Annotated in this window: 26 protein-coding genes and 2 tRNA genes; 12 read left to right on the forward strand and 16 right to left on the reverse strand. The window is 66.9% G+C overall.

The genetic code is table 11. From position 1 onward, the window contains the following. Entirely contained in the window at positions 1–975 is a 975-nt protein-coding gene (locus tag AC07M8_RS08450; RefSeq protein WP_495173905.1) for an SDR family oxidoreductase, read from the reverse strand. A gap of 109 nt (positions 976–1,084) precedes the next feature. Between AC07M8_RS08450 and AC07M8_RS08455 the strand changes: the two genes are divergently transcribed. From AC07M8_RS08455 to AC07M8_RS08475, 5 genes are all read left to right on the forward strand, one after another. Next, positions 1,085–1,417 carry a hypothetical protein gene (locus AC07M8_RS08455; RefSeq protein ID WP_495173906.1) on the forward strand — a complete coding sequence of 111 codons (333 nt, stop codon included), beginning with the start codon at positions 1,085–1,087 and terminating at the stop codon, positions 1,415–1,417. A gap of 46 nt (positions 1,418–1,463) precedes the next feature. Next, on the forward strand, positions 1,464–3,587 hold the full coding sequence (gene ligA, locus AC07M8_RS08460) for an NAD-dependent DNA ligase LigA (RefSeq protein WP_495173907.1): 2,124 nt from the start codon (positions 1,464–1,466) through the stop codon (positions 3,585–3,587). 240 nt (positions 3,588–3,827) lie between these two features. Further along, positions 3,828–6,407, forward strand: a complete 2,580-nt coding sequence (locus AC07M8_RS08465; protein WP_495173908.1) for a TonB-dependent receptor — start codon at positions 3,828–3,830, stop codon at positions 6,405–6,407. A gap of 132 nt (positions 6,408–6,539) precedes the next feature. After that, positions 6,540–7,676 carry a sensor histidine kinase gene (locus AC07M8_RS08470; RefSeq protein ID WP_495173909.1) on the forward strand — a complete coding sequence of 379 codons (1,137 nt, stop codon included), beginning with the start codon at positions 6,540–6,542 and terminating at the stop codon, positions 7,674–7,676. Further along, complete coding sequence (locus AC07M8_RS08475) at positions 7,673–8,482, forward strand: LytR/AlgR family response regulator transcription factor (protein ID WP_495173910.1); 810 nt, start codon at positions 7,673–7,675, stop codon at positions 8,480–8,482. The genes AC07M8_RS08470 and AC07M8_RS08475 overlap by 4 nt, the downstream gene beginning before the upstream one ends. Before the next feature lie 54 nt (positions 8,483–8,536). Here AC07M8_RS08475 and AC07M8_RS08480 read toward each other — a convergent pair whose 3' ends face one another. The 6 genes from AC07M8_RS08480 to ubiA all read right to left on the reverse strand — a co-directional run bounded on the left by AC07M8_RS08480 (position 8,537) and on the right by ubiA (position 13,719). Further along, complete coding sequence (locus tag AC07M8_RS08480) at positions 8,537–8,683, reverse strand: lmo0937 family membrane protein (protein ID WP_267395103.1); 147 nt, start codon at positions 8,681–8,683, stop codon at positions 8,537–8,539. Between the two features lie 181 nt (positions 8,684–8,864). Continuing rightward, positions 8,865–9,284 carry a hypothetical protein gene (locus AC07M8_RS08485; RefSeq protein WP_495173911.1) on the reverse strand — a complete coding sequence of 140 codons (420 nt, stop codon included), beginning with the start codon at positions 9,282–9,284 and terminating at the stop codon, positions 8,865–8,867. A 30-nt stretch (positions 9,285–9,314) separates the two neighbouring features. Next, complete coding sequence (locus AC07M8_RS08490) at positions 9,315–9,851, reverse strand: DNA/RNA non-specific endonuclease (RefSeq protein WP_495173912.1); 537 nt, start codon at positions 9,849–9,851, stop codon at positions 9,315–9,317. A gap of 664 nt (positions 9,852–10,515) precedes the next feature. Further along, on the reverse strand, positions 10,516–11,304 hold the full coding sequence (locus AC07M8_RS08495; RefSeq protein ID WP_495173913.1) for an inositol monophosphatase family protein: 789 nt from the start codon (positions 11,302–11,304) through the stop codon (positions 10,516–10,518). Next, on the reverse strand, positions 11,297–12,646 hold the full coding sequence (locus tag AC07M8_RS08500; RefSeq protein ID WP_495173914.1) for a TldD/PmbA family protein: 1,350 nt from the start codon (positions 12,644–12,646) through the stop codon (positions 11,297–11,299). Before AC07M8_RS08500 ends, AC07M8_RS08495 begins: the two co-directional genes overlap by 8 nt. Before the next feature lie 158 nt (positions 12,647–12,804). Then, the gene (ubiA, locus tag AC07M8_RS08505; protein ID WP_495173915.1) at positions 12,805–13,719 is read right to left on the reverse strand and encodes a 4-hydroxybenzoate octaprenyltransferase; all 915 of its coding nucleotides are present in this window, start codon (positions 13,717–13,719) and stop codon (positions 12,805–12,807) included. Positions 13,720–13,842: 123 nt separating this feature from the next. Between ubiA and AC07M8_RS08510 the strand changes: the two genes are divergently transcribed. The 3 genes from AC07M8_RS08510 to AC07M8_RS08520 are packed head-to-tail and all read left to right on the forward strand — an operon-like array spanning position 13,843 to position 16,214. Continuing rightward, positions 13,843–14,010 (forward strand): hypothetical protein, encoded by a 168-nt coding sequence (locus AC07M8_RS08510; RefSeq protein WP_495173916.1) that lies wholly within the window; start codon positions 13,843–13,845, stop codon positions 14,008–14,010. Positions 14,011–14,042: 32 nt separating this feature from the next. After that, on the forward strand, positions 14,043–14,783 hold the full coding sequence (locus AC07M8_RS08515; RefSeq protein ID WP_495173917.1) for a 16S rRNA (uracil(1498)-N(3))-methyltransferase: 741 nt from the start codon (positions 14,043–14,045) through the stop codon (positions 14,781–14,783). Positions 14,784–14,828: 45 nt separating this feature from the next. After that, complete coding sequence (locus AC07M8_RS08520) at positions 14,829–16,214, forward strand: glutamate--cysteine ligase (protein WP_495173918.1); 1,386 nt, start codon at positions 14,829–14,831, stop codon at positions 16,212–16,214. A 20-nt stretch (positions 16,215–16,234) separates the two neighbouring features. Here the strand turns inward: AC07M8_RS08520 and AC07M8_RS08525 are convergent, their stop codons facing one another. From AC07M8_RS08525 to AC07M8_RS08535, 3 genes are all read right to left on the reverse strand, one after another. Further along, on the reverse strand, positions 16,235–16,681 hold the full coding sequence (locus AC07M8_RS08525; RefSeq protein WP_495173919.1) for a cupin domain-containing protein: 447 nt from the start codon (positions 16,679–16,681) through the stop codon (positions 16,235–16,237). Between the two features lie 119 nt (positions 16,682–16,800). Then, a complete protein-coding gene (locus tag AC07M8_RS08530; RefSeq protein WP_495173920.1) occupies positions 16,801–17,070 on the reverse strand; it encodes a hypothetical protein in 270 nt (89 codons plus the stop codon). A gap of 157 nt (positions 17,071–17,227) precedes the next feature. Next, positions 17,228–18,526, reverse strand: a complete 1,299-nt coding sequence (locus AC07M8_RS08535) for a methyltransferase family protein (RefSeq protein WP_495173921.1) — start codon at positions 18,524–18,526, stop codon at positions 17,228–17,230. A gap of 104 nt (positions 18,527–18,630) precedes the next feature. Here AC07M8_RS08535 and AC07M8_RS08540 point away from each other — a divergent pair. Next, positions 18,631–18,704, forward strand: a tRNA-Gly gene (locus tag AC07M8_RS08540). 135 nt (positions 18,705–18,839) lie between these two features. Continuing rightward, positions 18,840–19,028, forward strand: a complete 189-nt coding sequence (locus AC07M8_RS08545) for a hypothetical protein (RefSeq protein WP_495173922.1) — start codon at positions 18,840–18,842, stop codon at positions 19,026–19,028. Positions 19,029–19,164: 136 nt separating this feature from the next. Here the strand turns inward: AC07M8_RS08545 and AC07M8_RS08550 are convergent, their stop codons facing one another. Genes AC07M8_RS08550 through AC07M8_RS08560 form a run of 3 tightly spaced genes read right to left on the reverse strand, consistent with a single transcriptional unit; the run spans position 19,165 to position 21,735 of the window. Further along, positions 19,165–19,950: an SDR family NAD(P)-dependent oxidoreductase gene (locus tag AC07M8_RS08550; protein ID WP_495173923.1), complete on the reverse strand. Its 786-nt coding sequence runs from the start codon at positions 19,948–19,950 to the stop codon at positions 19,165–19,167. A 13-nt stretch (positions 19,951–19,963) separates the two neighbouring features. Continuing rightward, on the reverse strand, positions 19,964–21,151 hold the full coding sequence (locus tag AC07M8_RS08555) for a zinc-dependent alcohol dehydrogenase (protein ID WP_495173924.1): 1,188 nt from the start codon (positions 21,149–21,151) through the stop codon (positions 19,964–19,966). Further along, entirely contained in the window at positions 21,148–21,735 is a 588-nt protein-coding gene (locus tag AC07M8_RS08560) for an SRPBCC family protein (RefSeq protein ID WP_495173925.1), read from the reverse strand. Before AC07M8_RS08560 ends, AC07M8_RS08555 begins: the two co-directional genes overlap by 4 nt. Before the next feature lie 154 nt (positions 21,736–21,889). Between AC07M8_RS08560 and AC07M8_RS08565 the strand changes: the two genes are divergently transcribed. Further along, positions 21,890–22,120: a hypothetical protein gene (locus AC07M8_RS08565; protein WP_495173926.1), complete on the forward strand. Its 231-nt coding sequence runs from the start codon at positions 21,890–21,892 to the stop codon at positions 22,118–22,120. Positions 22,121–22,279: 159 nt separating this feature from the next. On the opposite strand, the gene AC07M8_RS08570 is transcribed toward AC07M8_RS08565, so the two are convergent. Together AC07M8_RS08570 and AC07M8_RS08575 are read right to left on the reverse strand one after the other, a co-directional pair. Beyond that, positions 22,280–22,654 (reverse strand): low affinity iron permease family protein, encoded by a 375-nt coding sequence (locus AC07M8_RS08570; RefSeq protein WP_495173927.1) that lies wholly within the window; start codon positions 22,652–22,654, stop codon positions 22,280–22,282. Between the two features lie 57 nt (positions 22,655–22,711). Beyond that, positions 22,712–23,173 (reverse strand): hypothetical protein, encoded by a 462-nt coding sequence (locus tag AC07M8_RS08575; protein WP_495173928.1) that lies wholly within the window; start codon positions 23,171–23,173, stop codon positions 22,712–22,714. Between the two features lie 236 nt (positions 23,174–23,409). On the opposite strand from AC07M8_RS08575, the gene AC07M8_RS08580 reads away from it, so the two are divergent. Further along, on the forward strand, positions 23,410–23,805 hold the full coding sequence (locus AC07M8_RS08580) for a PilZ domain-containing protein (protein WP_495173929.1): 396 nt from the start codon (positions 23,410–23,412) through the stop codon (positions 23,803–23,805). A 70-nt stretch (positions 23,806–23,875) separates the two neighbouring features. On the opposite strand, the gene AC07M8_RS08585 is transcribed toward AC07M8_RS08580, so the two are convergent. Further along, positions 23,876–23,961, reverse strand: a tRNA-Tyr gene (locus AC07M8_RS08585). Positions 23,962–24,092 lie beyond the last annotated feature (131 nt).

The following is a 24,092-nucleotide window of genomic DNA, read 5'->3' on the forward strand; positions in this document are numbered from 1 at the left end:
CTATGCCACCCCAGTTCCGCCGGTCGCGCCGAACAGGCTGCCGCTAGTGAAGCTCATCGCCGGATCCGCCAGTGTCACATACAGCCCGGCGAGCTCCGCCGGCTGCCCGGCGCGGCCGAGCGGCGTGTCCTGGCCGAACTTGCCCATCTCGCCCGGCAGCTGGCCCCCGGCGACCTGCAATGGCGTCCAGATCGGCCCCGGCGCCACCGCGTTGACGCGAATACCCTTCTCGGCGAGCTGCTTGGCGAGCGCCTTGGTGAAGATCAGGATGCCGCCCTTGGTGGTGGCATAATCCAGCAGCTCCTTTTCCGGGCTCACCGAATTGACCGAGGCGGTGTTGATGATCGACGCGCCCGGCTTCATCAGCGGGATCGCCGCCTTGCACAGGTGGAACATAGCATAGAGATTGGTCTTCATCGTCCGGTCGAACTGCTCGAAGCTGATCTCGAAGATCGACGCCTTGGACTGCTGATAGGCGGCGTTGTTGACGAGGATGTCGAGCCCGCCGAGCTCGCGGTTGGCGCGCGCCACCAGGTCGCGGCAGAACTTCTCGTCGGTGAGATCGCCCGGGATCAGCACCACCTTCCGCCCCTCGGCGCGCAGCAGCTTGGCGACGTCCTGCGCGTCCGGCTCCTCGGTCGGATAATAGTTGATCGCGACGTCGGCGCCCTCGCGCGCGAACGCGATCACCGCGGCGCGACCAATGCCCGAATCACCGCCGGTGACGAGCGCCTTGCGCCCGGTCAGCCGACCCGATCCCTTGTAGCTGCGCTCACCGCTATCCGGCACCGGGTTCATGTCGCGCTGCAAGGCGGGCCATTTCTGGCGCTGCTCGGCGAACGGCTGCGAGGGATATTTGGTTGTCGGATCGGCGAGTGGCTGGGCGGTCTGGGCAAATGCGGGTGCCGCGGCGGCGGCCATCCCGGTCACGGCGGCAACCTTCATCACGTCGCGGCGGCTGGCTCCATCGGTCATGCGCATTCTCCATCTGTTTGCAGGGAAAAGCGATGAGACGGGCCAAATATCCCCGCTGGCGCGTATTACTCATTGATCCAGGTCAACGAGGTCCGTTGAGGAGATACGCATGATCAGCACGACGAGCCCGCCCCCGATGCTACGTCAGGGCCACCACTCGCGCACGGCGCGAGCGATGCGGCCGCTGGGCGGCGCGATGATGCTGGTTTCTGCCGGCGCCTTTGTCCTGATCACGCTGCTCGCGGTCGATACGCTGCTGCGCCATGCGAGCGCCGCCGGGCTGTTGCTCGCCTGGTGCCTTGCCGCTCTGGTCGCCGCCGGGCGCAACACCCTGAAGTCGATCGAGGCGATGACCACCTTCGCGTGCCGACCGATGATGGAGGTGATGATCCTCTCCGCGGTAATTGTCGCCGCTTACCCGGGCTGGTGGCTGCACCGCTAACGCGCCCCTTGCCGACCCTGCCATGCCTACCCTACCCCGCTGAACGATGACCGCCGCGCTCCCTCCCGCCGATCAGGCCGCCGCTGAACTTGAAGCGCTTGCCGCCGAGATCGCGCACCACAACCGCCGCTACCATCAGGACGACGCCCCCGAGATCAGCGACGCCGACTATGACGCCCTCGTCCGCCGCAACGCCGCGCTGGAGGCGGCCTACCCCGATCTGGTCCGCGCCGATTCGCCGAGCCGCCAAGTTGGCGCCGCGCCGGCCGGCCACCTCGCCAAGGTCGCCCATGCCCGCGCGATGATGAGCCTCGATAACGCCTTCTCCGACGAGGAGGTGGAGGAATTCGTCGCCCGCGTCCGTCGCTTCCTGCGCCTCGCTGATGACGAGCCGGTCGCGCTCACCGCCGAAACCAAGATCGACGGCTTGTCCTGCTCGCTGCGCTACGAGGCCGGCGTGCTAGTCCAGGCGCTCACCCGCGGCGACGGCCAAGTCGGCGAGGATGTCACCGAGAATGTCCGCACCATCGCCGACATCCCGGGCCGCCTCGCCGGCGACGCCCCCGCCGTGTTCGAGATCCGCGGCGAGGTCTACATGGCCAAGGCCGATTTCGCCGCGCTCAACGCGCGCCTGCTCGCCGAAGCCGCCGATCCCGCCAAGGCCCGCCAGTTCGCCAACCCGCGCAACGCCGCCGCCGGCTCGCTGCGCCAGAAGGATGCGCGCGTCACCGCCAGCCGCCCGTTGCGTTTCTTCGCCCACGGCTGGGGCGAGACCTCGGCGATGCCTGCCGACACCCAGGCCGGCGTCGTCGCCCAGATCCAGGCCTGGGGCCTGCCGATCGCCGAAGGCTTCGCGCGTGCCGCAACCGCCGCCGATGCGCTCGCCGCCTATCGCGCCATCGAAGCTCGCCGCGCCGATCTGCCCTTCGACATCGACGGCGTCGTCTACAAGGTCGATCGGCTCGACTGGCAGGCCCGGCTCGGCCAGGTCGCCAAGGCACCGCGCTGGGCGATCGCGCACAAATTCCCCGCCGAGCAGGCGCAGACCACCTTGCGCGCGATCGACATTCAAGTCGGTCGCACCGGCAAGCTGACGCCGGTCGCGCGGCTCGAGCCGGTCACCGTCGGCGGGGTCGTCGTCACCAACGCCACCCTCCACAATGCCGACGAGATCGTCCGTCTCGGCGTCCACCCCGGCGACCGCGTCGTCATCCAGCGCGCCGGCGACGTCATCCCGCAGATCGCCGAGAATCTCAGCCGCGACGATGCGCGCGAGCCCTGGCCCTTCCCCATTCATTGCCCCGAATGCAACTCGGCCGCCGAGCGCGAGCCCGGCGAGGTCGACTGGCGCTGCTCGGGCGGGCTGATCTGCCCGGCGCAGCGCGTCGAGCGCCTCCGCCACTTCGCGTCGCGCCACGCACTCGACATCGAAGGGCTCGGCATTACCAACATCGAGAGCTTCTTCCGCGACGGCCTGATCGCAACACCGGCCGACATTTTCCGCGTCACCGAAGCCGCGCTGCTCGCCCGCGAACGCTGGGCCGCGGTGTCCGCGCGCAACCTGGTCGCGGCGATCGACGCCAAGCGCGCACCATCGCTCGACCGCTTCCTGTTCGCGCTCGGTATCCGCCACATCGGCGAGATCACCGCGCGCGACCTGGCCCGCCGCTGGACGACTTGGACCGCGCTCACCGAGATGGTCAGCCGCGCGATCGAGGTCCGCGACGCCACCCCGCCCGCGCTCGGCGAGACGGAGGACAAGCATCTCGCCCGCATGGCCAAGCTGCTCGCCGCGGTGGTCGACACCAAGCAGGTCGGCCCCGAGGTCGCGCTCGCCCTGGTCGATTTCTTCGCCGAGCCGCACAACCAGGAAGCTGTCGCGGACCTGCTCAGCCAGGTGACCCCGTCCGACCTGTTGTTCGAGACCCGCGCATCCGAAGTCAGCGGCAAGACGCTGGTGTTCACCGGCACGCTCGAGACCCTTAGCCGCGACGAGGCCAAGGCGCAGGCCGAGGCCCTGGGTGCCCGCGTCTCTGGCTCGGTATCGGCCAAGACCGACCTGGTCATCGCTGGCGCCAACGCTGGCTCGAAGCTGAAAAAGGCGGCCGATCTCGGCGTGCGGGTGATCAGCGAGGTCGATTGGGCGGGGATTGTTGCCGCCTGTAGCTGATCTCACCCATTCGCTGGTATGTGCAGGGTGCCTTTGACAACCGTTGCGATTTTACAACGCTTGTGAACTAACGTTTCCAATCATTACGCATGGCCTCGCCACTGTCACGGACCCGCAATATTGGGCGCACATGGGCTCGGAGACGGCGCGCAGCCGATCGAGATTCCAGAGCACAATGCTCAAAGGGGACTGAACTACATGCGTATGAAGCTTGCCTGTGGCGTGGCCTTTGCCGCGCTTATGATCCCAGGCGCGGCCTTCGCGCAGTCGACCGGTACGGTCGACGCCGAGGCCAAGGATATCGTCGTCACCGGCACCAACGGTGATGGCAGCGTTGGCGGGATCCAGAATCCCGACACGCCGAAGACGCGCGTCGTGATCACGCAGGAACTCATCCAGCGCAGCACGCCGGGCCAGTCGGTCAACGACATCATCAATCTGGTGCCGGGTGTCAGCTTCCAGAACAACGATCCGTACGGCTCGTCGGGCGGTACGCTCACGATCCGCGGCTTCGATTCGAGCCGCATCAGCCAGACGTTCGACGGCATTCCGCTGAACGACACCGGCAATTACGCCATCTATTCGAACCAGCAGCTCGACCCCGAGCTGATCGACCGCGTGTCGGTCAACCTCGGCACCACCGACGTCGACAGCCCCACCGCCGCAGCGACCGGCTCGACCGTGAACTACCTCAGCCGCACCCCGACCGAGGACTTCCACGTCCGCATGCAGGGCTCCGTTGGCAGCTACGACATGTTCCGCATCTTCGGCATGATCGACACCGGCACGTTCACCCCGTTCGGCACGCGCGCCTGGTTTGCGGCGAGCAAGCAGGATTACCGCAATCCGTTCAACCATGCTGCGCGCGTCAACAAGCAGCAGTATAACGCCAAGCTCTACCAGCCGATCGGCAGCAACGGCGACTTCGTGTCGCTCGCGGGCCACTATAACGGCAACCGCAACAACAACCTGTCGTCCGAGTATCTGCGCTACGACACCACGCAGCGCAGTGCTACGACCGGCGCGGTGACCGGCCCGCGGGTCGTTGGTACAGCGGCAACCGACCGCTTCCCGCTGTTCCGCGGTGAGCGCGACTATAATCAGGGTGGCTGCCGCACCGACACTCCACAGGCTGGCGTTGCCGACGTGCCCAACACCTGTGGCACCGCCTATGATTACAGCTACAATCCTTCGAACACGGCCAATGTTCGCGCCGCATCGAAGTTCACGCTGGCCGACGGCCTCGTGCTGACGGTGGACCCGAGCTATACCTACACAAAGGCCAATGGCGGCTCGAGCTCGGTAACGGGCTATGAATATGCCACGCCCGCCGGCTCCGCCACGCTCCCGCGCGGCTTGACCGGCTATGTCGGTGGTCCTTACTTCGGCGGGGTCGACCTCAACGGTGACGGCGATCTGCTCGATCAGGTAAAGCTGTATGCGCCGAGCCATACCGAAACCAACCGCTACATCCTGATCTCGTCGCTGCGCTACGACCTGAACCAGGACAACACGGTCCGCATCGCCTACACCCACGATTACGGCGTCCACCGTCAGACGGGTGAGGTCGGCTATCTCAAGGCGAACGGCTACGCACAGTCGTTCTTCCCGATCGACAATCCGATCACGAGCGCCACGGGCGCCGTGCTCGAGAAGCGCAATCGCCAGTCACGCGCCATTCTGGACCAGGTGTCGGGCGAGTATCGTGGCAAGTTCTTCGACCAGCGCTTGACCGTCAACGCCGGCATCCGCGCGCCATTCTTCAAGCGTGAACTCAACAACGCCTGCGTCACCACCTCGGCGAGCGGCGGCGTGTCGTGCTTCCCCGATGCGGCCTCGCAGACGGCTTACCTGGCGGCCAACCCGACCTTCTCGGCGCCGCAGGAGCGTGATTTCAGCTACAATGCGGTCTTGCCGAGTGCTGGCTTCGTGTTCGAAATCGCCCCGAAGCTGACGTTCAACGCCAACTTCTCCGAAGGCCTGCAGGTCCCCGGGACCGACAACCTGTACAGCTCCTTCTATTATGCGAACACCGATGACCGCGCGAAGCCGGATCCGGAGAAGAGCTACAATTACGACGCGAGCTTCCGCTACACCACCGGCAAGGTTCAGGTGATGCTCGCGGGCTGGTACACGCTGTACAAGAACCGCCTTGCCTCGGCCTATGATCCCGAGCTGGACGTGACGATCTACCGCAACCTCGGCACAGTGGATAAGTATGGCTTCGACGCCGATGTCTCCTACCAGCCGTTCCGTCAGCTCACGCTCTACGCCTTCGGATCGTATCTGAAGTCGAAGATCCGCGACAACGTGGCGGCGGGTAGCTGCTCGGCGCTGTATGTTGTCCAGGGGCTATATGGCTGCACCACCGCCGGCGCAGACTTCTTCGCCAATACGGACGGCAAGCGCGAATCTGGTGCGCCGACCTACACCGTTGGTGGCCGCGCCCAGGTGGATCTGGATTACTTCCAGATCGGCATCCAGGCGAAGCGCACCGGCCCGCGCTACCTGAATGACATGAACCAGGCCGTGATCCAGACGTTCAGCCCCACCACCGGGACCGTCACGGCGGCCAATTCGGGTGTTTACCAGGTGTATGGCGCCAAGGCGCCGGCCTACACGCTGGTCGACCTGGACGTTCGGGTGCCGCTGAAGGCACTGGGCCTCAATGACACGACCTATCTGCAGCTCAACGTCACCAACCTGTTCGACAAGCTCTATGTCGGCGGCCTCAGCGGTACGCTGCTCACCAACAGCGTGCGCACCGCCTATGTCGGCGCACCGCGCGCCGTGTCGGGGACGCTGGTGTTCGGCTTCTAAGCCGCGGCTACCATTTAGGATGAACGTCGGGCCGTCGCTCTCTCGGGAGCGGCGGCCCTTCGTCGTTGAGGGCTAGCGCGCGTAAACCGATCGTTGGCCTCTTCCCACCACCCGTGTAGAGCCCGCATGATCATGGCGACGCCTCCCCCCGCCCCGCGCCCCGCGCTCTCGCCCGGGCAAAGCACCGCGCTCAACGTGCGGCCGTTCTTCGAAAATAAGAGCCGCGCCTTCTGGACGCTGCAGGCGGTCGGCTGGAGCGGATATCTCACGCTGCGCGGCGTCGGCGCGATCGCCAACGGTTTCTCGCTCGATGGGATCATTCCGGTGATCGTCGAATCGATCCTCGGCTATTGCATCACCATGCTGCTCTCGACGCTGTACGGCACCTATCGCCGTCTGCCCCGCGTCGCCGGCATCCTGCTCACCGTCGCGACGCTGCTCGCCGCCACCGCGATCTACGCCTTTCTCGACGCCTTCACCTTCTCGTTCATCCGCATGCAGCCGGGGATCTCGCTCACCCTGCTGATCGGCAGCATCTACGTCAGCTTCACCGTGCTCGCGGGCTGGTCGGCGCTCTATTTCGGGATCAACTTCTATCTGATCGTCGAGCAGCAGATCGACCAGATGGAGCATCTCACCAATCAGGCGAGTTCGGCGCAACTGGCGATGCTGCGCTACCAGCTCAACCCGCATTTCCTGTTCAACACGCTCAACTCGATCTCCACCCTGGTGCTGCTCAAGCAGACCGAGCGCGCCAATGCGATGCTCAGCCGGCTGTCGTCATTCCTGCGCTACACGCTCGCCAACGAGCCGACCGCGCACGTCACGGTGGCGCAGGAGATCGACCAGCTGAAGCTCTATCTCGAGATCGAGAAGATGCGCTTCGAAGAGCGGCTGCGCCCGGAATTTGACATCGATCCCCGCGTCGAGCGCGCGCGGCTGCCGTCGCTGCTGCTCCAGCCGCTGGTCGAAAACGCCATCAAATATGCCGTCACCCCGCAGGAGGAAGGCGCCGAAATCTGCGTGCGCGTGCGGCTCGCCGGGGATCGCGTGCAGATCGGCGTATCCGACACCGGTCCGGGCTTGAACGAAAGCCGCGCCATGCCAAGCCTTTCAACCGGCGTGGGTCTCACCAATATAAGGGAGAGGCTGGTCCAGGCTTATGGCCCCGATCAGCGCTTCGAGACGCGTACCACGCCGGCTGGGGGGTTTTCGGTAGAGATCGACATCCCCTACCAGCTCGACGATGTGAGTAGAGAGGCCGCATGACGATCAGAACCATCCTGGTGGACGACGAACCGCTCGCGATTCAGGGATTGGAGCTCAGGCTCCAGGCGCACGATGATGTCGAGATCATCGAGAAATGCTCCAACGGCCGCGAGGCGATCCGCGCGATCAAGACCCACAAGCCCGATCTTGTCTTCCTCGATATCCAGATGCCCGGGTTCGACGGCTTCTCGGTGGTCCAGGGTCTGATGGAGGTCGAGCCGCCGCTGTTCGTCTTCGTCACCGCTTATTCGGATCACGCGTTGCGTGCCTTCGAGGCGCAGGCGGTGGATTATCTGATGAAGCCGGTCGAGGAATCGCGCCTCGCCGACACGCTCGATCGCGTCCGCCAGCGCCTCAGCGAGAAGCGCGGCGTCGAGGAGGTGGAGAAGCTCAAGGAGGTGCTCGCCGAGCATGCGCCGGAGGCGGCGGCCGACATGGCCGACGGCGGCGGCACCGCCGACGGGGTCAGCGCCAACCGCTTCGAGAAGCTCATCAACATCAAGGATCGCGGCCAGATCTTCCGGGTCGACGTCGACACGATCGAGCGCATCGACGCGGCCGGCGATTACATGTGCATCTACACCGGCGACAACACGCTGATCCTGCGCGAGACGATGAAGGATCTGGAGAAGCGCCTCGATCCGCGCCGCTTCCAGCGCGTCCATCGCTCGACGATCGTCAACCTCGATCTGGTCAAGCAGGTCAAGCCGCACACCAACGGCGAATGCTTCCTGGTGCTCAATTCGGGCGCTTCGGTGAAGGTAAGCCGCAGCTACCGCGACGTCGTCGCCCGCTTCGTCCACTAGGCGTATCCGACGCCGCCCGTCCCACGTTTATGGGCGGGCGGCGCCGGGTGAGGGCTAGACCGCGCGGCGGCCGCTGAACAGCTGGATCAGGCCGACGATCAGCGCGACGACGAGCAGGATGTGGATCAGGCCGCCCGCGATGTGGAGCGAGAAGCCCAGCAGCCAGAGCACGAGAAGAATGACGGCGATGGTCCACAACATATAAGCTCTCCAAGCAGGCGACGGCCACGGCAGCCATCGTTGAGCAACAAACGTAGGTAAACGCCAAAGCGTTCCGCCTCCGCAACGGCCAGTCATAGGTCAGCGCTTTGGACACACCGCACGGCACCAGAAGAATGCCGGTGACGGGGTCTCTCCGGATCGCACCGTCAGCAAGCCGACGCTACAGCTCGTAGCGAGGCACGTCGTCGTCATACGGCCACGGAGGATAGAAGATCGGCTTGTCGCCAAAGTGTCGCTTCACGATCCGGTCGCGCCGGTCCATCTGATCCTCGTCACGGTCGATCTCTTCCGGATAGGTGAAGGTGGCGTCGAACTTGCCGTCGTTGACGACATATTCGATTTCCTCCCAACGCGCGTTGCCGGTCTGCGCCTGCCAAAGATCGAGCAGCGCGTCCCCGAGATCGCGGAGATCCGGCTGCCGATAGACGATCTGGTCCGGCGTGTTCTTGTAGATGGAGGGTGCGACGAAATTATCGTCCACCACAGCGTACAGCAGGGTTCCATCCAGCGGGTAATCGGTGTCCCGCGCCAGTAGTTGACCGATCTCGTTAAGAAGTGGTCCAATTTCATCGTTTGCCACGGCTCACCTCCGTTGGCTCGTTCGGGAACTTCAACTTTTTGGGTGGTCGTCGACGGAGAAGTAAACGTCCAGCTCATACGGACGCTTCGACATGCCATGATAGTGCGGCACAATCGCTATCGTCACCCTCTTGTGCTGTTTCTTGGCGGTCGCCAACTGCTCCTCAAACGCCCGATAGCGACTGCGGTTGAAGTTGGCGTCCTGCGCGAAATGGTTGAAGGCTTCCGTCGGCCCGTTGAAGCGCGCCGCGATATAATGTCCGCCATCATCGGTCTTCCGCCGATCCGCACCGCCGGCCGCTGCCTGGTGTGACCGCGACCGCACGGGCGTGGCCGTGAGCGACACCTCTCCCCCTACGTGTCTCATCCGGTCGCCGGCTTCTAGTTCATAATTGTAGCCGTTGGCGACGATGACGCGCCGCCGTTCGCCGACCATAGCGGTGGCCGGCCGGGCCAGCGCGGTCGCCGAGGTGGCCGAAGTGGCCGGAGTGGCCGGAGTGGCCGGAGTGGTCGAACGAGAAATCCTGGCCGTCGGCGTGGCGGAAGCAGCCGGCGTCGATCGAAGCATCTGCGCGTCCGGCCAGATGGCCTTTCCGGTCGCCCCAGCGCCACCACCGCGACCGCCACCGCCGCCGGTGAAAGCATCGCTCGGTGATCGCTTCGCGGATCGCGCAGCTGGATCGCGGGGTGGCGCCCCCGGCGCCGGCGTTGTTGTCGACGAACCGCGGCCCGGAGCCGCGGCGCCGGGGGCGCCGCTCCTGGGTCTGCCGTCAGCACCGCGCGCGGAACCGCCCTGGCCGACATACCTGCCCGCCCCCACGAAGGTGAACTGCCCGTTCCGCTCGTCATGCCACGGGCTTGACTTGCATTCGAGGTTGTCCGGATCGGCCGCAGCAGGCCTGATCCCCGTGCGCAGCCACATCTCGAATGGTCGCTTTCGGGCCTCGTAAGGCATCAAAATTACGCCACCCTCCCCCCAAAGTATGGCAGGAACATTTCGGCAACATTTTCCAACAAGTCAAGCATCGTGGCTAACGTCAGGCGGCCTTCACTCAGGCAAGTCTACGCCTGTGTCGCATGACATTGATTGATCTATATGTTTTGCCACCGCGAACTTGCGTTGATCAACGAAAGGCTGTCGCGGTTGACTATGACATAGCCGATTGGCGATGGTGTATCACCCAAGCGAGTCGACGATCGTTCCGCCGACGCCACGCCCGCCCGCCGCATTGTCAGCTGCCCAGGATCACCCTGGCGCGATCCGCCAGCCGCGCCACCGCAGCATCATGGATCCCTGGCGCCGAAACGATCACCCCGAACGCCTGCGGATCGCGCTTGTTGAACCCTAGCACGCCACCCACCGCGTCACTCACCCCCGCGCCGGCCTCGGCTGCGATCAGCGCCGCGGCGGCGATGTCCCATTCGTTGCCCCAGCGCAGCGTCGCCACCAGATCGGCCTCGTCGGCAGCGACCATGGCGATCCGCAGCGCGATCGAGTTGGGCTTGTGCACCGCGACCAGGTCGCGATCCGCCTTGGGCAGCGCATCGGTCGGCACCCGTGCGCCCGGCAGCGCGTCGCGCGTCCCCGCCTGCAGCCGCACCCCGTTGCGCCACGCCCCTTGGCCCAGCGCGGCACACCAGCGCTCGCGCCGCGCCGGGGCGTCGAGCACGCCGATCGTCACCGCGCCGCGCTCGACCAGCGCCACCGAGATCGCCCAACCCTCGCGGCCGCGGATGTAATCACGGGTGCCGTCGATCGAATCGACCACCCAGATCCGCTCGTGATCCAGCCGGACGAGATCGTCGGCACGCTCCTCGGAGAGCCAACCCGCGTCCGGCAGCAGTGCCGACAGCCGCGCGCGCAGCATCGCATCGACGTCGAGGTCGACCTCGCACACCGGGCTGCCGGCTTCCTTTTCCCATTGGCGAAAGTCGGTCCGCCAGCGGGCAAGCGCCATCTGCCCCGCTTCCGCGGCGATTCCCGCAACCGCGGTGGCGAGATCGCGCCCCGGTTCAGCCACCCGCGACGGTCATCCCGTCGATGCGGCAGGTCGGCACGTTGATGCCATAGCGAAACTCGAGATCATTGGCGGGGGTGAGATGGAGGAACATCTCCTTGAGATTGCCCGCGATCGTGAACTCGGCGACCGGCTCGGTCAGCACGCCATTCTCGATCCTGAAGCCTGCCGCGCCGCGGCTGTAATCGCCGGTGACGCCGTTGACGCCCTGGCCGATCAGCTCGGTGACATAGACGCCCTGCGCGATGTCGGCGATCAGCGTCGCCACCGGTACCGCGCCGGCCTCGAGGTAGAGGTTGCTGGTCGATACGCCCGGGGCGCCGCCGACGCCGCGCGCGGCATGCCCGGTCGGCTCCAGCCCGAGCTGGCGCGCTGCGGCGCTGTCGAGCAGCCAGGTCTCGAGCATGCCCTGCTCGACCAGCGCGACCGGCGATACCGGCAGCCCCTCGCCGTCGAACGGCCGCGAGCGTAGACCGTGGGGGCGGTGCGGATCGTCGCGGATGGTGACGCCGCTGGCGAACACCTGGGTACCGAGCGCATCGAGCAGGAAGCTGGTCTTGCGGGTGATCGCCTGGCCCGAGATCGCGCCGGCGAGATGGCCGAGCAACGACGACCCTACGCGCGGATCGAACACCACCGGCATCGCGCCGCTGGCGACTCGCCCGGGGTTGAGCCGCGCCACCGCGCGCTCGCCGGCGCGCCGACCGATCGCGTCGGCCGCCTCGAGATGTGCGCGGCGCCGCGCGGTGTGATGCGCATAATCGCGTTCCATGCCGCCCTCGTTGCTGCCCGCGAGCACGCTCGCCGACAGGCTGTAGCCGGTCGCCGCATAGGCGCCGGCGAAGCCGTGGCTGGTCGCCAGGCCCCAGACCGAACGCGAGGCGCTCGCGCCGCCGCCTTCGCTGTTGGTGACGCCGGGCACCGCGCGCGCCGCCTCTTCCGCTTCCTGCGCCAGCGCGCGCAGTTCGACCGGCGACACCTCGCCGCCGTCATCCAAGTCGAGCATCGGTGGTGCGCCGTGCATCAGCCGCTCGGCGGGCGCCAGCCCCGCCCAGCGATCCTCCGGCGCCTCGCGCGCCATCGCCACCGCACGCTCGACGAGCGCCGTCACCGCAGCGTCGGAGAGATCGGAGGTCGAGACGCTCGCCGAGCGCTGGCCGACGAACACCCGCAGCCCCAGTTCCTCGCTCTCGGAGCGGCCGACATCCTCGAGCGCGCCGAGCCGCACCGATATCTCGAGCGAGGAATCGGCGGCAAACACGGCATCGGCCGCATCGGCGCCAGCCTTGGCCGCACGGGCCACGATATCGGCCGCACGATCGCGCGCCTGGTCAGGGGTAAGCATCGGCCGGACTTAGGGATGCCCGTGAGACGATGCTAGGGCCGATGTTCTCTCGACACCGTCATCCCAGCGAAAGCTGGAATCTCCTTGGGGAGAGGACATCGCGCCGACGCAGGAGACCCCAGCTTCCGCTGGGGTGACGGCTACACAAGACGGCGCCCCTACAGCGACGTCCCCACCACCACGCACGCCAGGAACATCAGCAACCCGGCGAAGCGATTGCTCCGGAACCGCCGCAGCGCATTGGTGCCGTCGTCCGGCACCAGCGTCGCCACCTGCCAGAAAAGGTGCCCGGCCACCGGCACCAGCGCGGCCAACGCCAGCGGGTCCGGCCGCACCAGCCACATCGCCCCCGCCCAGCACAACACCGCGACCGCGTAGAACGCCGCCGTGCCGCCCTTCACATGCGCGCCCATCCGCAGCGCCGACGAGCGCACGCCGATCAGCGCATCGTCCTCGCGATCCTGCAGCGCATAAATGGTGTCATAGCCGATCACCCAGGCGATCGCGCCGGCATAGAGCAGCCACATCGGTGCCGAGAGATCTTCCGCCACCTCACTCCAGCCGACCAGCGCCGCCCAGGAAAAGACCAGCCCGAGCCACGCCTGCGGCCACCAGGTGATCCGCTTCATGAACGGATAGGCGGCGACCGGCGCGATGCTTGCCACCGCCACGATCGCCGCCAGCCCGTGCAGCTGGAGCAGCACCACCAGACCGAGCGCGCACAGCACCAACAGCCAGCCCCAGGCGAGCTTGATCGAGACCAGCCCGCTCGGGATCGGCCGCGCCCGCGTCCGCGCCACCTTCGCGTCGAGATCACGGTCGACAATGTCGTTGTAGACGCAGCCGGCGCCGCGCATTGCGATGCTCCCGAGCAGAATCCACGCGATCAGCCCCCAGCGCGACACCGTGCCGCCGGCGAGCGCGACGCCCCAGGCGCCGGGCCAGAACAGCAACCACCAGCCAATTGGCCGGTCGAACCGCGCCAGCAGCGCCAGCCCGCGCCAGATGGGCGGCAGCCGGCCGACCAGACCCTTGTGTTCGCTGTCGGGGACGATCTCGGGTGAACTTGCCATGCCGCTCCCTGCCCTCCCGGCGCCACCCGCGGCAAGCCCCCCGCCGGCAAGGCCTCCGACGCGCACGACATTCTTTGCCCACCCGCCTCGCCACCGCCGCAAATCTCGGGCAGGCCGCTCGGCATGATCGGATTGTCCGTCGCCGTTGGTCGTTTCGTGGAAGCCCTGTTCTGGGCGATCATGCAGGCTGCCGGCGTGGTATCGCTCGCGGTCGGTGCGGTCGCCGCCGCCGCGATCCTTGCCGCGGTGGTCGCGCGCAAGCTGTGGGTGCGGCAGCGCGGCCGGCGTTGAAGCCGCCCCTGCCCGCCTGTAAGCCCGCGCACATGACCGCCACTCCCGCCTGGCCCCCGCAATCCACCCCGCGCCTGTTCGTCGACCAGTCGATCGTCCCCGGCGCGCTGCGGCTCGACGGCCCGGCGGCGCATTATCTCATCGCGGTGATGCGCTTCGCGCCCGGCGATCCGGTCAAGCTGTTCGACGATGTCACCGGCGAGTGGCTCGCGATCGCAAGCGAGATCAACAAGCGCGACCTCACGCTCGACGTCACCCAGCAGCTCCGCCCGCGCGAACCCGTCCCCGATCTGTGGCTGTGCGCCGCGCCGCTCAAGAAGGGCCGGGTCGACTGGCTTGCCGAGAAGGCCTGCGAGCTCGGCGTCGACCGCCTCGTCCCCGTGATCACCGCGCGCACGGTGGTCGATCGGCCCAAGCTCGATCGGCTGCGCGCGCACATGATCGAGGCTGCCGAGCAATGCGCCCGCACCGCGCTGCCGAGCCTCGCCGAGCCGGCAAAGCTCGCCGCCTGCCTGCGCGACTGGCCGGCGGACCGCGCCTTGTTCTTCGCCGACGAGGCCGGCGGCGCCCCCGCGCTCGAGGCGATGCGAGCCCACGCCGGGCCGGCCGCGATCCTGGTGGGCCCCGAAGGCGGCTTTACCGACGAGGAACGCGCCGCGATCAAGGCGTTGCCACAGGCGGTCGGCATCACGCTTGGCCCCCGCATCCTGCGCGCCGACACCGCCGCCGCCGCCGCCGTCTCGCTCTGGATGGCGGCGGCCGGCGACTGGTGATCAGTCAGGCTAGCGCCGCTGTTCAACCCCGCGTAAGGCGCCGCCATGACTACCAAGACGAACGAGCCCAAGGCTTCGCCGCGCATAGAATCGCGTGACCAGCTGATCGCCAGCTTCGCCCGCGGCGAGAAGCCGGCGGAACGCTGGCGGATCGGTACCGAGCATGAGAAATTCGTCTTTTCCACCAAGGATCATCACGCTCCCTCCTATGACGAGGCCGGCGGCATCCGCGCGCTGCTCGGCGAACTCGAGCAGTACGGCTGGCAGCCGGTCGAGGAGAAGGGCCCTGACGGCGCTAACGTGATCGCCATGGCCGGCGCCGACGGCAGCATCAGCCTCGAGCCTGCCGGCCAGTTCGAGCTGTCGGGCGCGCCGCTCGACAATCTCCACCAGACCTGCGCCGAGACCGGCCGCCACCTCGAGCAGGTCAAGGCCGCCGGCGAGAAGCTCGGCATCGGCTTCCTCGGGCTCGGCATGTGGCCCGACAAGACCCGCGCCGAGCTGCCGATCATGCCCAAGGGTCGCTATGCGATCATGCTCCGCCACATGCCGCGGGTCGGCACCATGGGGCTCGACATGATGCTGCGCACCTGCACGATCCAGGTGAACCTCGATTACGCGTCGGAAGCCGATATGGCGCAGAAGTTCCGCGTCGGCCTGGCGCTGCAGCCGCTCGCCACCGCGCTGTTCGCCAACTCGCCGTTCACGGAAGGCAAGCCCAACGGCATGCTCTCCTACCGCAGCCACATCTGGTCCGACACCGATCCGGCGCGCACCGGCATGCTGCCGTTCGTGTTCGAGGACGGCTTCGGTTACGAGCGCTACGCCGACTATATGCTCGATGTGCCGATGTACTTCGTCTACCGCGACGGCCGCTACATCGATGCCGCGGGCCTCAGCTTCCGCGATTTCCTTAAAGGCAAGCTCAGCGTTCTCCCTGGCGAGCTGCCGACGCTCGACGACTGGACCGACCATCTCTCCACCGCCTTCCCTGAGGTGCGGCTCAAGACCTTCCTCGAGATGCGCGGCGCCGACGGCGGCCCGTGGAACAAGATCTGTGCGCTGCCCGCCTTCTGGGTCGGCCTGCTCTACAGCCAGGGCTCGCTCGATGCCGCCTGGGACCTCGTCAAGGACTGGTCGCTCGAAGACCGCCAGGCGCTGCGCGACGCGGTGCCCCGCCTCGCGCTCGATGCACCGCTGCCCGGCGGCGGCAAGCTCCGCGACATCGCCGGGCAGGTGCTCGACATCGCGCACGCCGGCCTCGCCGATCGCGCGCGCTGCAACGGCATCGGCGACAATGAGACCGGCTTCCTCGATCCGCTCCGCGAAATCGTCCGCACCGGCAAGGTCCCCGCCGAGGTGCTGCTCGAGCGCTACCACGGCATCTGGGGCGGTGATCTCAGCCGCGTCTACGCCGAGGCCAGCTTCTAGGCTTTGCCCGCCAAGCTGGCCTAGAAGGCAGAGCCGTCCTTCCGACGGAAGCCATGCCCCGCCGCCAGGTGCAGGTCGATGTCAGGGTAATGGCAGTCCGTCTCGCTCGGCCGGCCGACGGCAATGAACAGGCAATCCACGTCGCTGCGGTTCTGGAGCACATGGCCGTTGGCCTCGCCCGCCGGAAACGAGGCGCAGTCGCCCGGGTTCATCACATGCTCGCCATCGTCGTCGACCAGATAGGCCTGGCCGTCGAGGATCACGACGAACTCGTCCTCGCCCTCGTGCCAATGCCGCTGCGACGACCAGGCGCCCGGCGCCAGCGTGACGTGGCTGACGCCGAACTGCGACAGGCCGCTGCCCGGTCCGAGCCGGCGATACCAGCGCCCCTCCACCGCCGCCGCATAGGCCGGTGGATAACCGGTGGCATTGGTGGCGGGAAAGGCGTCGATCACCAGCTTCGGCATTGGCAAGCTCCGTGAGAGGGTTCGGCCGAGGGTCCGCGATCGCGCGGCCGGGCGCAAGTGCCCCGCCAGGTACCACCGGCCGCGAGGCGCCTGCCGAGCGGGCGCGCCAGGGTGACAGGTCAGCGCACGTCGATGTCGACGATCACGCGCCTGATCCGGCCCTCCGAGGTGGCGTTGCGGAACACCATCTTGTCATGCCCGTGGAAGCCCGCGGCGGCGGTGTAGAACAATTGCTTGCCCGGCACCTTGCGCGCGTCGCACGCCGCGCGCGGATCGGGCTGGAGGAAGTTGGGGTAGAAGGGATCGTCGGAGAGCATCGCGTCGCCATGCTGCGGCGGCGTCAGCACCTCGGTCGTCATCGTGCCGGCCGCAGTGCGATCGGGGTTCACCAGCGTTGCCCACCACAGCCTGATCCGCCCGCCATCCTGCCCCCGTCGTGATCATCATGTCGCCGCCTCACACCGGTTGATCGTGCGGATGATGCTATCGGCAATTGGCGGGCGATGGCGTGACAAATACGTCATCGCTGATGCGCCGCCTCACGACTCAGGCGGTGCGCCCGCCCAGCCAGCGGAACAGCCGCGGCACCGCTCCGTGCCGGCTCATCCACGCGCTATAGAGCTGGTAATCCGGGTCGAGCAGCAGGTGGCGCTCCTCGGTGCGCGCGCGCCAGTAATAGACGCCGCTCACCACCGCGAGCAGCAGCGTCGCCCGCACCGCATCGCTGAGGCTGCCCAGCGTCAGCACCGGGATCGTCGACAGCCACCAGAACAGGTTCTTGGCGAGATAGGCGGGATGCCGCGACCAGGCATAGGGCCCATGGGTAAGGATGCCGCGGTTGGTGAGATTGGAGAAGCGCGGCCCGAACGCCACCGTCGCCCAGGCGTAAAGGCCGGTCAGCACCACCAGCATCGCTCCCCAGGCGCCGAGCAGCAGCGGCTGGCCGGCGAACCACACGAACCAGCTCTGTGTGCCGACATGATAATCGAGCGGGCCGTTGTTATCCATCAGGATGCTTGGCGGGTAGCAGATCAGCGCCGCCACCCAGGCGGCCGCGAACGGGTTAGCGCTGCGGATATGCGCGTCGAGCGGGCGGAAGGTGAGGATATAGCCCACCGTCGCCATCCCCATGTCGATCAGGAACATGAAGGTGATCAGCCAGTTGGCGACGCCCGCCGGATCGGTGATGCTCCGCCAGTCCCAGCGGATGAACTCGCCGAAATTGCCTGGCGTCCCCGCCAGCATGAACGCGAGGAAGAACGCCTTGACCGCCCAGCTGCGCAGATGGCCGTAGATCGCCTGGTGATCCACCCCCGCCTGCCCGGTCAGCCAGGCGCCGAGGTGCCAGCTGCCGTCGTGCGGCGCCACCAGATAGCGGTCGAGCCACAGCACATAGGGAATGGAGGCGACGAACAGCACCGGCGCCGCCCAGCCGAAGCACCACATCGCAAAGGCGAAATTGCCCTGCCAGTAGAAGCGCTCGACGCCGTAGATCAGCGCGATTCCCGCCCAGGTCACCCACAGGCCGGCAAGCTTGGTGATGCTGACGTCGAGCGTCTCGCGCCACGGCTGCGCGCGGCTCCAGTCGATCCCGGTGCTGGCGTGGCGGTGGACCTTGTCCACCAGCAGCGACCAGCCGATCATCGGCACTCCGCAGCAGACCAGCGCGACCAGCGCCGCATAGGGTCCGTCCATACCCCAATGGCGCGCAACCGCAACCCAGGCGACCAGCCCTGCCAGCCCAGCCAGGCCGACGCCGGTGCTCACCGCCGAGCGCGGGCGCGGATCGGCAAGGGCGGGCGCGGCGGCGCATGGCATGGCGACAGGAAGGGCTTCGGGCGACATCGCGCCTGCCTATACCGCGATTGGTAAGCAAGCCGTGAACCATCCACGCTTGCACCCGCGGGCCCGCGCCGCTAGTCCAGCCGCAGCACGCCCGCGGCGGCGATGCGGGTGTAGCTCAATGGTAGAGCAGAAGCCTTCCAAGCTTACGACGAGGGTTCGATTCCCTTCACCCGCTCCACCGCAGCGGTGGCGAACATGTCCGAATCGGATGTGGTTCACGCCCCCGTCATGCTAAGGTCATGCCACAATCCGGATAGCCCGGCCCCTGTCGCCCTCCGGCGAGACGCGGTCGTTGTTGAAAGGATCGGTGCCGATGAATCTGATGTGGTTGGGCCTTGCGGTGCTCGCCATCGCCATTGCGGCGGCAGGGATCGCCTATCGCCGCCAGCATGAACGCCGCACCCGCCGCGCCGAACGCCAGCGCCGCCGGCTCGAGGAACAACGCGCGTGGGAAGCCGCGCAGGCCAGGAGCGCACAGCCCAAAGGCAGTTCGGCGCGCTAGCCAGGGCCAGCGCCTACTAATGCGTCATGCTGAACTCGTTTCAGCATCCATGGCCCGCCCGCGCCGTACAGGACGGGCCCGTCCGCATAAGGCCGCCGGCCGGAGCACCCACCCCAGCCGACGCCCCCTACCGCCGTCAGTCCTTGCCCGTCCCCGGTTCGGCCATCTTGCGATGCTGCTCGGCGAGCACCGCCGCCGGCGTCACATTGGCCACCGCCACCTGGATCTTGTTCTTCCAGCCCGAGACGATGCTCGCCTGGCCGCTCATCAGCGCGTCCCAGCCGTCCTTGGCGACGTCAACCGGATCGCTCTTGCTCTCCGACTGACCGACCGAGGTATCCATCATCTCGGCGCGGTCGAAGAACTCGGTCTCGACCGGGCCGGGCTTGAGCGTCGTGATGGTGACGCCGTCGGCGTCCTTGATCTCGTTGCGCAGCGCATCGGTGAAGAAGTCGATGAACGACTTGGTGCCGTTGTACACCGCCTGGAACGAGCCTGGGATATAGCCCGCGATCGAGCCCGTCACCAGCACCTTGCCGGCGTTGCGCGCGACCATCGGCTTCAGCACCTTCTGCAGCAGGTAGAGCGTCCCGGTGATATTGGTGTCGACCACCCGGCGCCAGTCGCTGACGTCCTGCTCGAGGAAGCCATGACCCAGCCCGCGCCCGGCATTGGCGCACAGCAGGTCGATCTGCCGCCCACCGGCCGCGGCGAGCAGGGTATCGACCCCGTCGATCGTTGACAGGTCCGCCTGCACCGATTGCACCTCGGTGCCGAACTGCTTGAAGTCGGCGGCGGCGGCATCGATCAGCGGCTCGTCGGCGACGACGAGGATGTCATAGCCGTCCTTGGCCGCCAGCGTGGCGAGTTCGAAGCCGATGCCGGTCGAGGCGCCGGTGATGATCGCGAATTTATTGGCCATGGTGTCTCTCTCCTCAGGCGGCCGTGGTCATGCCGGGTTTCAGCACGATCTTGGTCGTCTCATTCTGGTGGTTCTTGAACAGGTCGTAGCCCTTGGGCGCGTCGGTCAGCGGCATGCGGTGGGAGATCAGGAACTCGGTGTCGATCTTGTCTTCCATGATCGCGTTGAGAAGCGCCGGCATGTAGTGCTGGACGTGGGTCTGGCCGGTCTTGAGCGTCAGCCCCTTTTCCATGAACGCACCGAGCGGGAATTTGTCGACGAAGCCGCCGTACACCGCCGGCATCGAGACGCGGCCGCCCTTGCGGCAGGCGATGATCGCCTGGCGGATCGAGTGCGGGCGATCGGTGCCGAGGAAGGTCGAGGCCTTGATCTGGTCGATGATATTATCGGCGAACATGCCGTGCGCCTCAAGGCCCACCGCGTCGATCACCGCATCCGGGCCGATCCCGCCGGTCATCTCCATCAGCGCCTCATAGGTCGCCGATTCCTCGAAGTTGATCGTCTCGGCGCCGAACCGCTTGGCGAGTTCCAGCCGGTGCGGGAAATGATCGATCGCAATCACCCGCTCGGCGCCCATCAGGAACGCCGACTGCACCGCGAACAGCCCGACCGGGCCGCAACCCCACACCGCGACGGTATCGCCGGGTTCGATCTGGGCATATTCCGCCGCCTGCCAGCCGGTCGGCAGGATGTCGGACAGGAACAGCACCTTGTCGTCGGATACGCCGTCCGGGATCACGATCGGGCCGACGTCGCTGAACGGCACGCGGACATATTCCGCCTGGCCGCCGGCATAACCGCCGGTCATGTGGCTGTAGCCGAACAGGCCGCTCATCTCGTGGCCGTACAGCTCCTGCGCGATGTCCTGGTTGTCCGCCGGCAGGCCGTTGGGGCAGGCCGAATATTGGTGCTTGCTGCAGTGAAAGCAGCTGCCGCAGGCGATGGTGAACGGCACCACCACGCGCTGGCCCTTCTTCAGCGTCGATTTGGCGCCGACCTCGACCACCTCGCCCATGAACTCATGGCCGAGGATGTCGCCGGCCTGCATGGTCGGGATATAGCCGTCGTAGAGGTGGAGGTCCGAGCCGCAGATCGCGGTCGACGTCACCTTGATGATGCAGTCGCGGTCGTTGACGATCTCGGGGTCGTCCACCGTGTCGATGCGGACGTCATGCTTGCCGTGCCATGCCAGTGCTTTCACAGGCCCATCTCCTCGAACTGCTTGGGGTTCATCGCGGGCGTGGCGATCTCGCCGGTTTCCATCAGCTGCTTGAAGCGACGCAGGTCTCGGCGCGCCTGGATCGCGGGCTCGCGCTGGAACATCTTGGCGATAAGCTTGCCGACCGCGCCGCCCGGCGGATCATAAGCGATCGTCGCCGTCACCACCGTGCCGCGCGCGCCGACGTCCTTGAACTCGATCCGGCCGCTGTTCGCCACGTCGGCGCCCGGCTCGGAGGTCCATTCGATGAACCGGCCCTCCTCCTCGGCGGTGACGCGCGCGTCCCATTCCACCGTGCGGTCGGCGGGCGCCTTCACCACCCAGTGCGAGCGGGTGCCGTCCAGCACGTCGATCCGCACCACATTTTCCATGAAGCTCGGAAGATTGGCGAAGTCGCGGAAATAGCTGAACAGCTCGGCGGCGGGGCGGTTGATTGTCACGGCGCGGCCGACGATCGAGGAGCCCTGGCCCTCGCTCAGCCCGGCAATCGCCTCATCGGTCGCCCCGCTGCGCTTGGAGGTGCTCAGCGGCGCGTCGTCGCGGGTGTCATCGCGTTCGGCAGTCATTGGAATCTCCCTTGGGAAGACCGCCTCAACCGACCAGAATCGCGGCCGTTCCCGTCGTTACGGCCCCGACCATAATAGCGTCTTCACGGCACGGCCGGCGGCTCGATCCGCGGGCTCACGCGTTCACGTCTCACCCCATTGGAAAGGCAAGATCATGGCCGACACGCCCGAGCATCAGGAAATCACCGCCGCGATCACCGACGGTCCCCAGGCGCAGGCGATGGCGCCCGACGACGGCGCCGCGACCACCGGCGTGCCGATCGTCGAGCCCGAGATGAACACGGGAGACGATCGCACCACCGCCACCCCGCCGCTCGCCGATGGCGACGACGACGAAACGGACGAGGTGCTCGCCGAGGATCTCTCCGTCCAAGGCGGCGAATAACCGCTCAAAGGAGTACGGCGTCTATTGCACCCTTGGTCATGCTGAACTTGTTTCAGCATCCATGGCCCGTCGCCAGCCGCAAGCCTGCGGGCAATGCAGCCCATGGATCCTGAACCAGTTCAGGATGACGCAGTGCCTAGGAGAGCCGACCAATTGCCCTCAAGACCCCGTCCCGCGGTCCTGCAGCACCTCCTCGGCAGCATCCCCAGTGCGGCGCAGCGCCTCGAACTCCTCCGTGAATTGCGCCTCGATCCCCGCGACCTCGTTGCGCGCGCCCTGCACCGCATAGACCAGCTCGTCCATCTTGAGGTGGAGCGCTTGCTCGCTGCGCCGCTGGCCGTTGAGCACCATCTGCGTCAGCGTGATCGACGCCACCGACAGGATCAGCGTCAGCATATTCTCGCCGGCCGCGCCGGCCTTGATGAACCAGCCCGCGCAGAACATCGCCACCAGCAGAATGGCAAGCGGCGCGCCGGCGAAATCCGCGGTGCGGCCGGCGATCCGGCTTCCCAGCTCATTCAGTCGCTTCACCATGCCGACCCCGCCTTTCACGCGCGGGCAGCAATTAAGGCAGGACCGGCCGCGGCGCCATCAGCCAACATGGACCCGCGCCAGCATCGACTGAAGCGCCGCGCGCGGCACCGCCGGCGCCCGGCTGCCCGACGCCGCCACCAGCATGTTTACCTCGCGGCTGATCGCGACGCCGACCCGCGGCGGGTGGTCGATCATTGCCCACGAGGGATGCGCATCGGATAGGATCAGCGCGGAGCAGGCAGAAAGCGTGCCGGCAAGCCCCAGCGCAAAGGTGGAGCGAGCGCCGGCCAGCGCGTGGAGCACCACCGCGATCACCGCCGCCGCCATCGCCACGCCAGTGACGATCAGCCCCCAGGCGAGGATCAGCTGCGGCACGCCGGCGAGATGCCCGGCGCCGAGCGCCGCGACTGCCATCGCCAGCACCGATGGCCCGTCGCGCCGCAGCATTGCCAGCCCGGCGGCTGCCGTGAAGGCCAGCGTCAGCATCAGATACACGGGCACGCCATTTATCAAGGTCATCGTCACAGCTCCTGCCGTGCTCATAACGCCCGCCAAGCAACGTGGGTGTGCCGATCCTCGTTAACCAAGTCCCGCTTTGGTTCATTTTCGTGAAGCGATGTCGCGGTAATTGTCACTACCGGCAATTAGATCAATTCCGACGCAACTTAGACCCGGACTGGCGTATTCATGCAGCTCGCCTGCACTACCGTGTTTATACTGGGTGCGACTCCAGCCATCCCACAGAGGTTGTCCCGATGAAGCCCAGCAACGGCGCTTATATCGATCCCCGCGCGCCTGAATCCCTGCGTCTCGCACCCCGCCGCTTGGTTAACGCGCCGGCCGAGATCGTCAGCTCGGCCGTCGGCCATCTGCACGCCACCGTCACCGATATTTCACGCCTGGGCTGCCGCGCCGAGCTGTTCTGCCGCTTTGCCGAGGGCGATATGCTGCTCGTCAACCTGCCGGACAAGGTGTTGACCTCCGGCCGCGTGATCTGGAGCACCAGCACCGCGGTGGGCCTCAAGTTCATTTCCCCGATCGCCACCGGCGTGCTCAACCAGCTGATCGCCCGCTTCCCGCACACGCCGCCGCCCACCGGCGCCCAGCCGCTCGCCGCCTGGTCCGCGCCCCGCCGCACCGGCCGCGGCTGATGGGCCGGGCCACGCAGCCGGGATCGGCGTCCCCGAAGGGAACGGCATCACTGGCATCGGTCTGAAAGGATGGTGGACAGGGCTGGATTCGAACCAGCGTACGCTTGCACGGGCAGATTTACAGTCTGCTGCCTTTAACCACTCGGCCACCTGTCCAGATGGGCCGCTTTAGAAGCGAGGCGGCTCCATGGCGAAGCGGAACCGGCCTGTCAACGCAGCAAAGTGCCTCCGGGCCACCAAAGCGCCGCCTGCCGGAGCAATCCGTCTTGCGCCGTGCCTTACCCGCG

The sequence above is a fragment of the Sphingomonas sp. GW821-FHT09E03 genome (genome assembly GCF_059416225.1).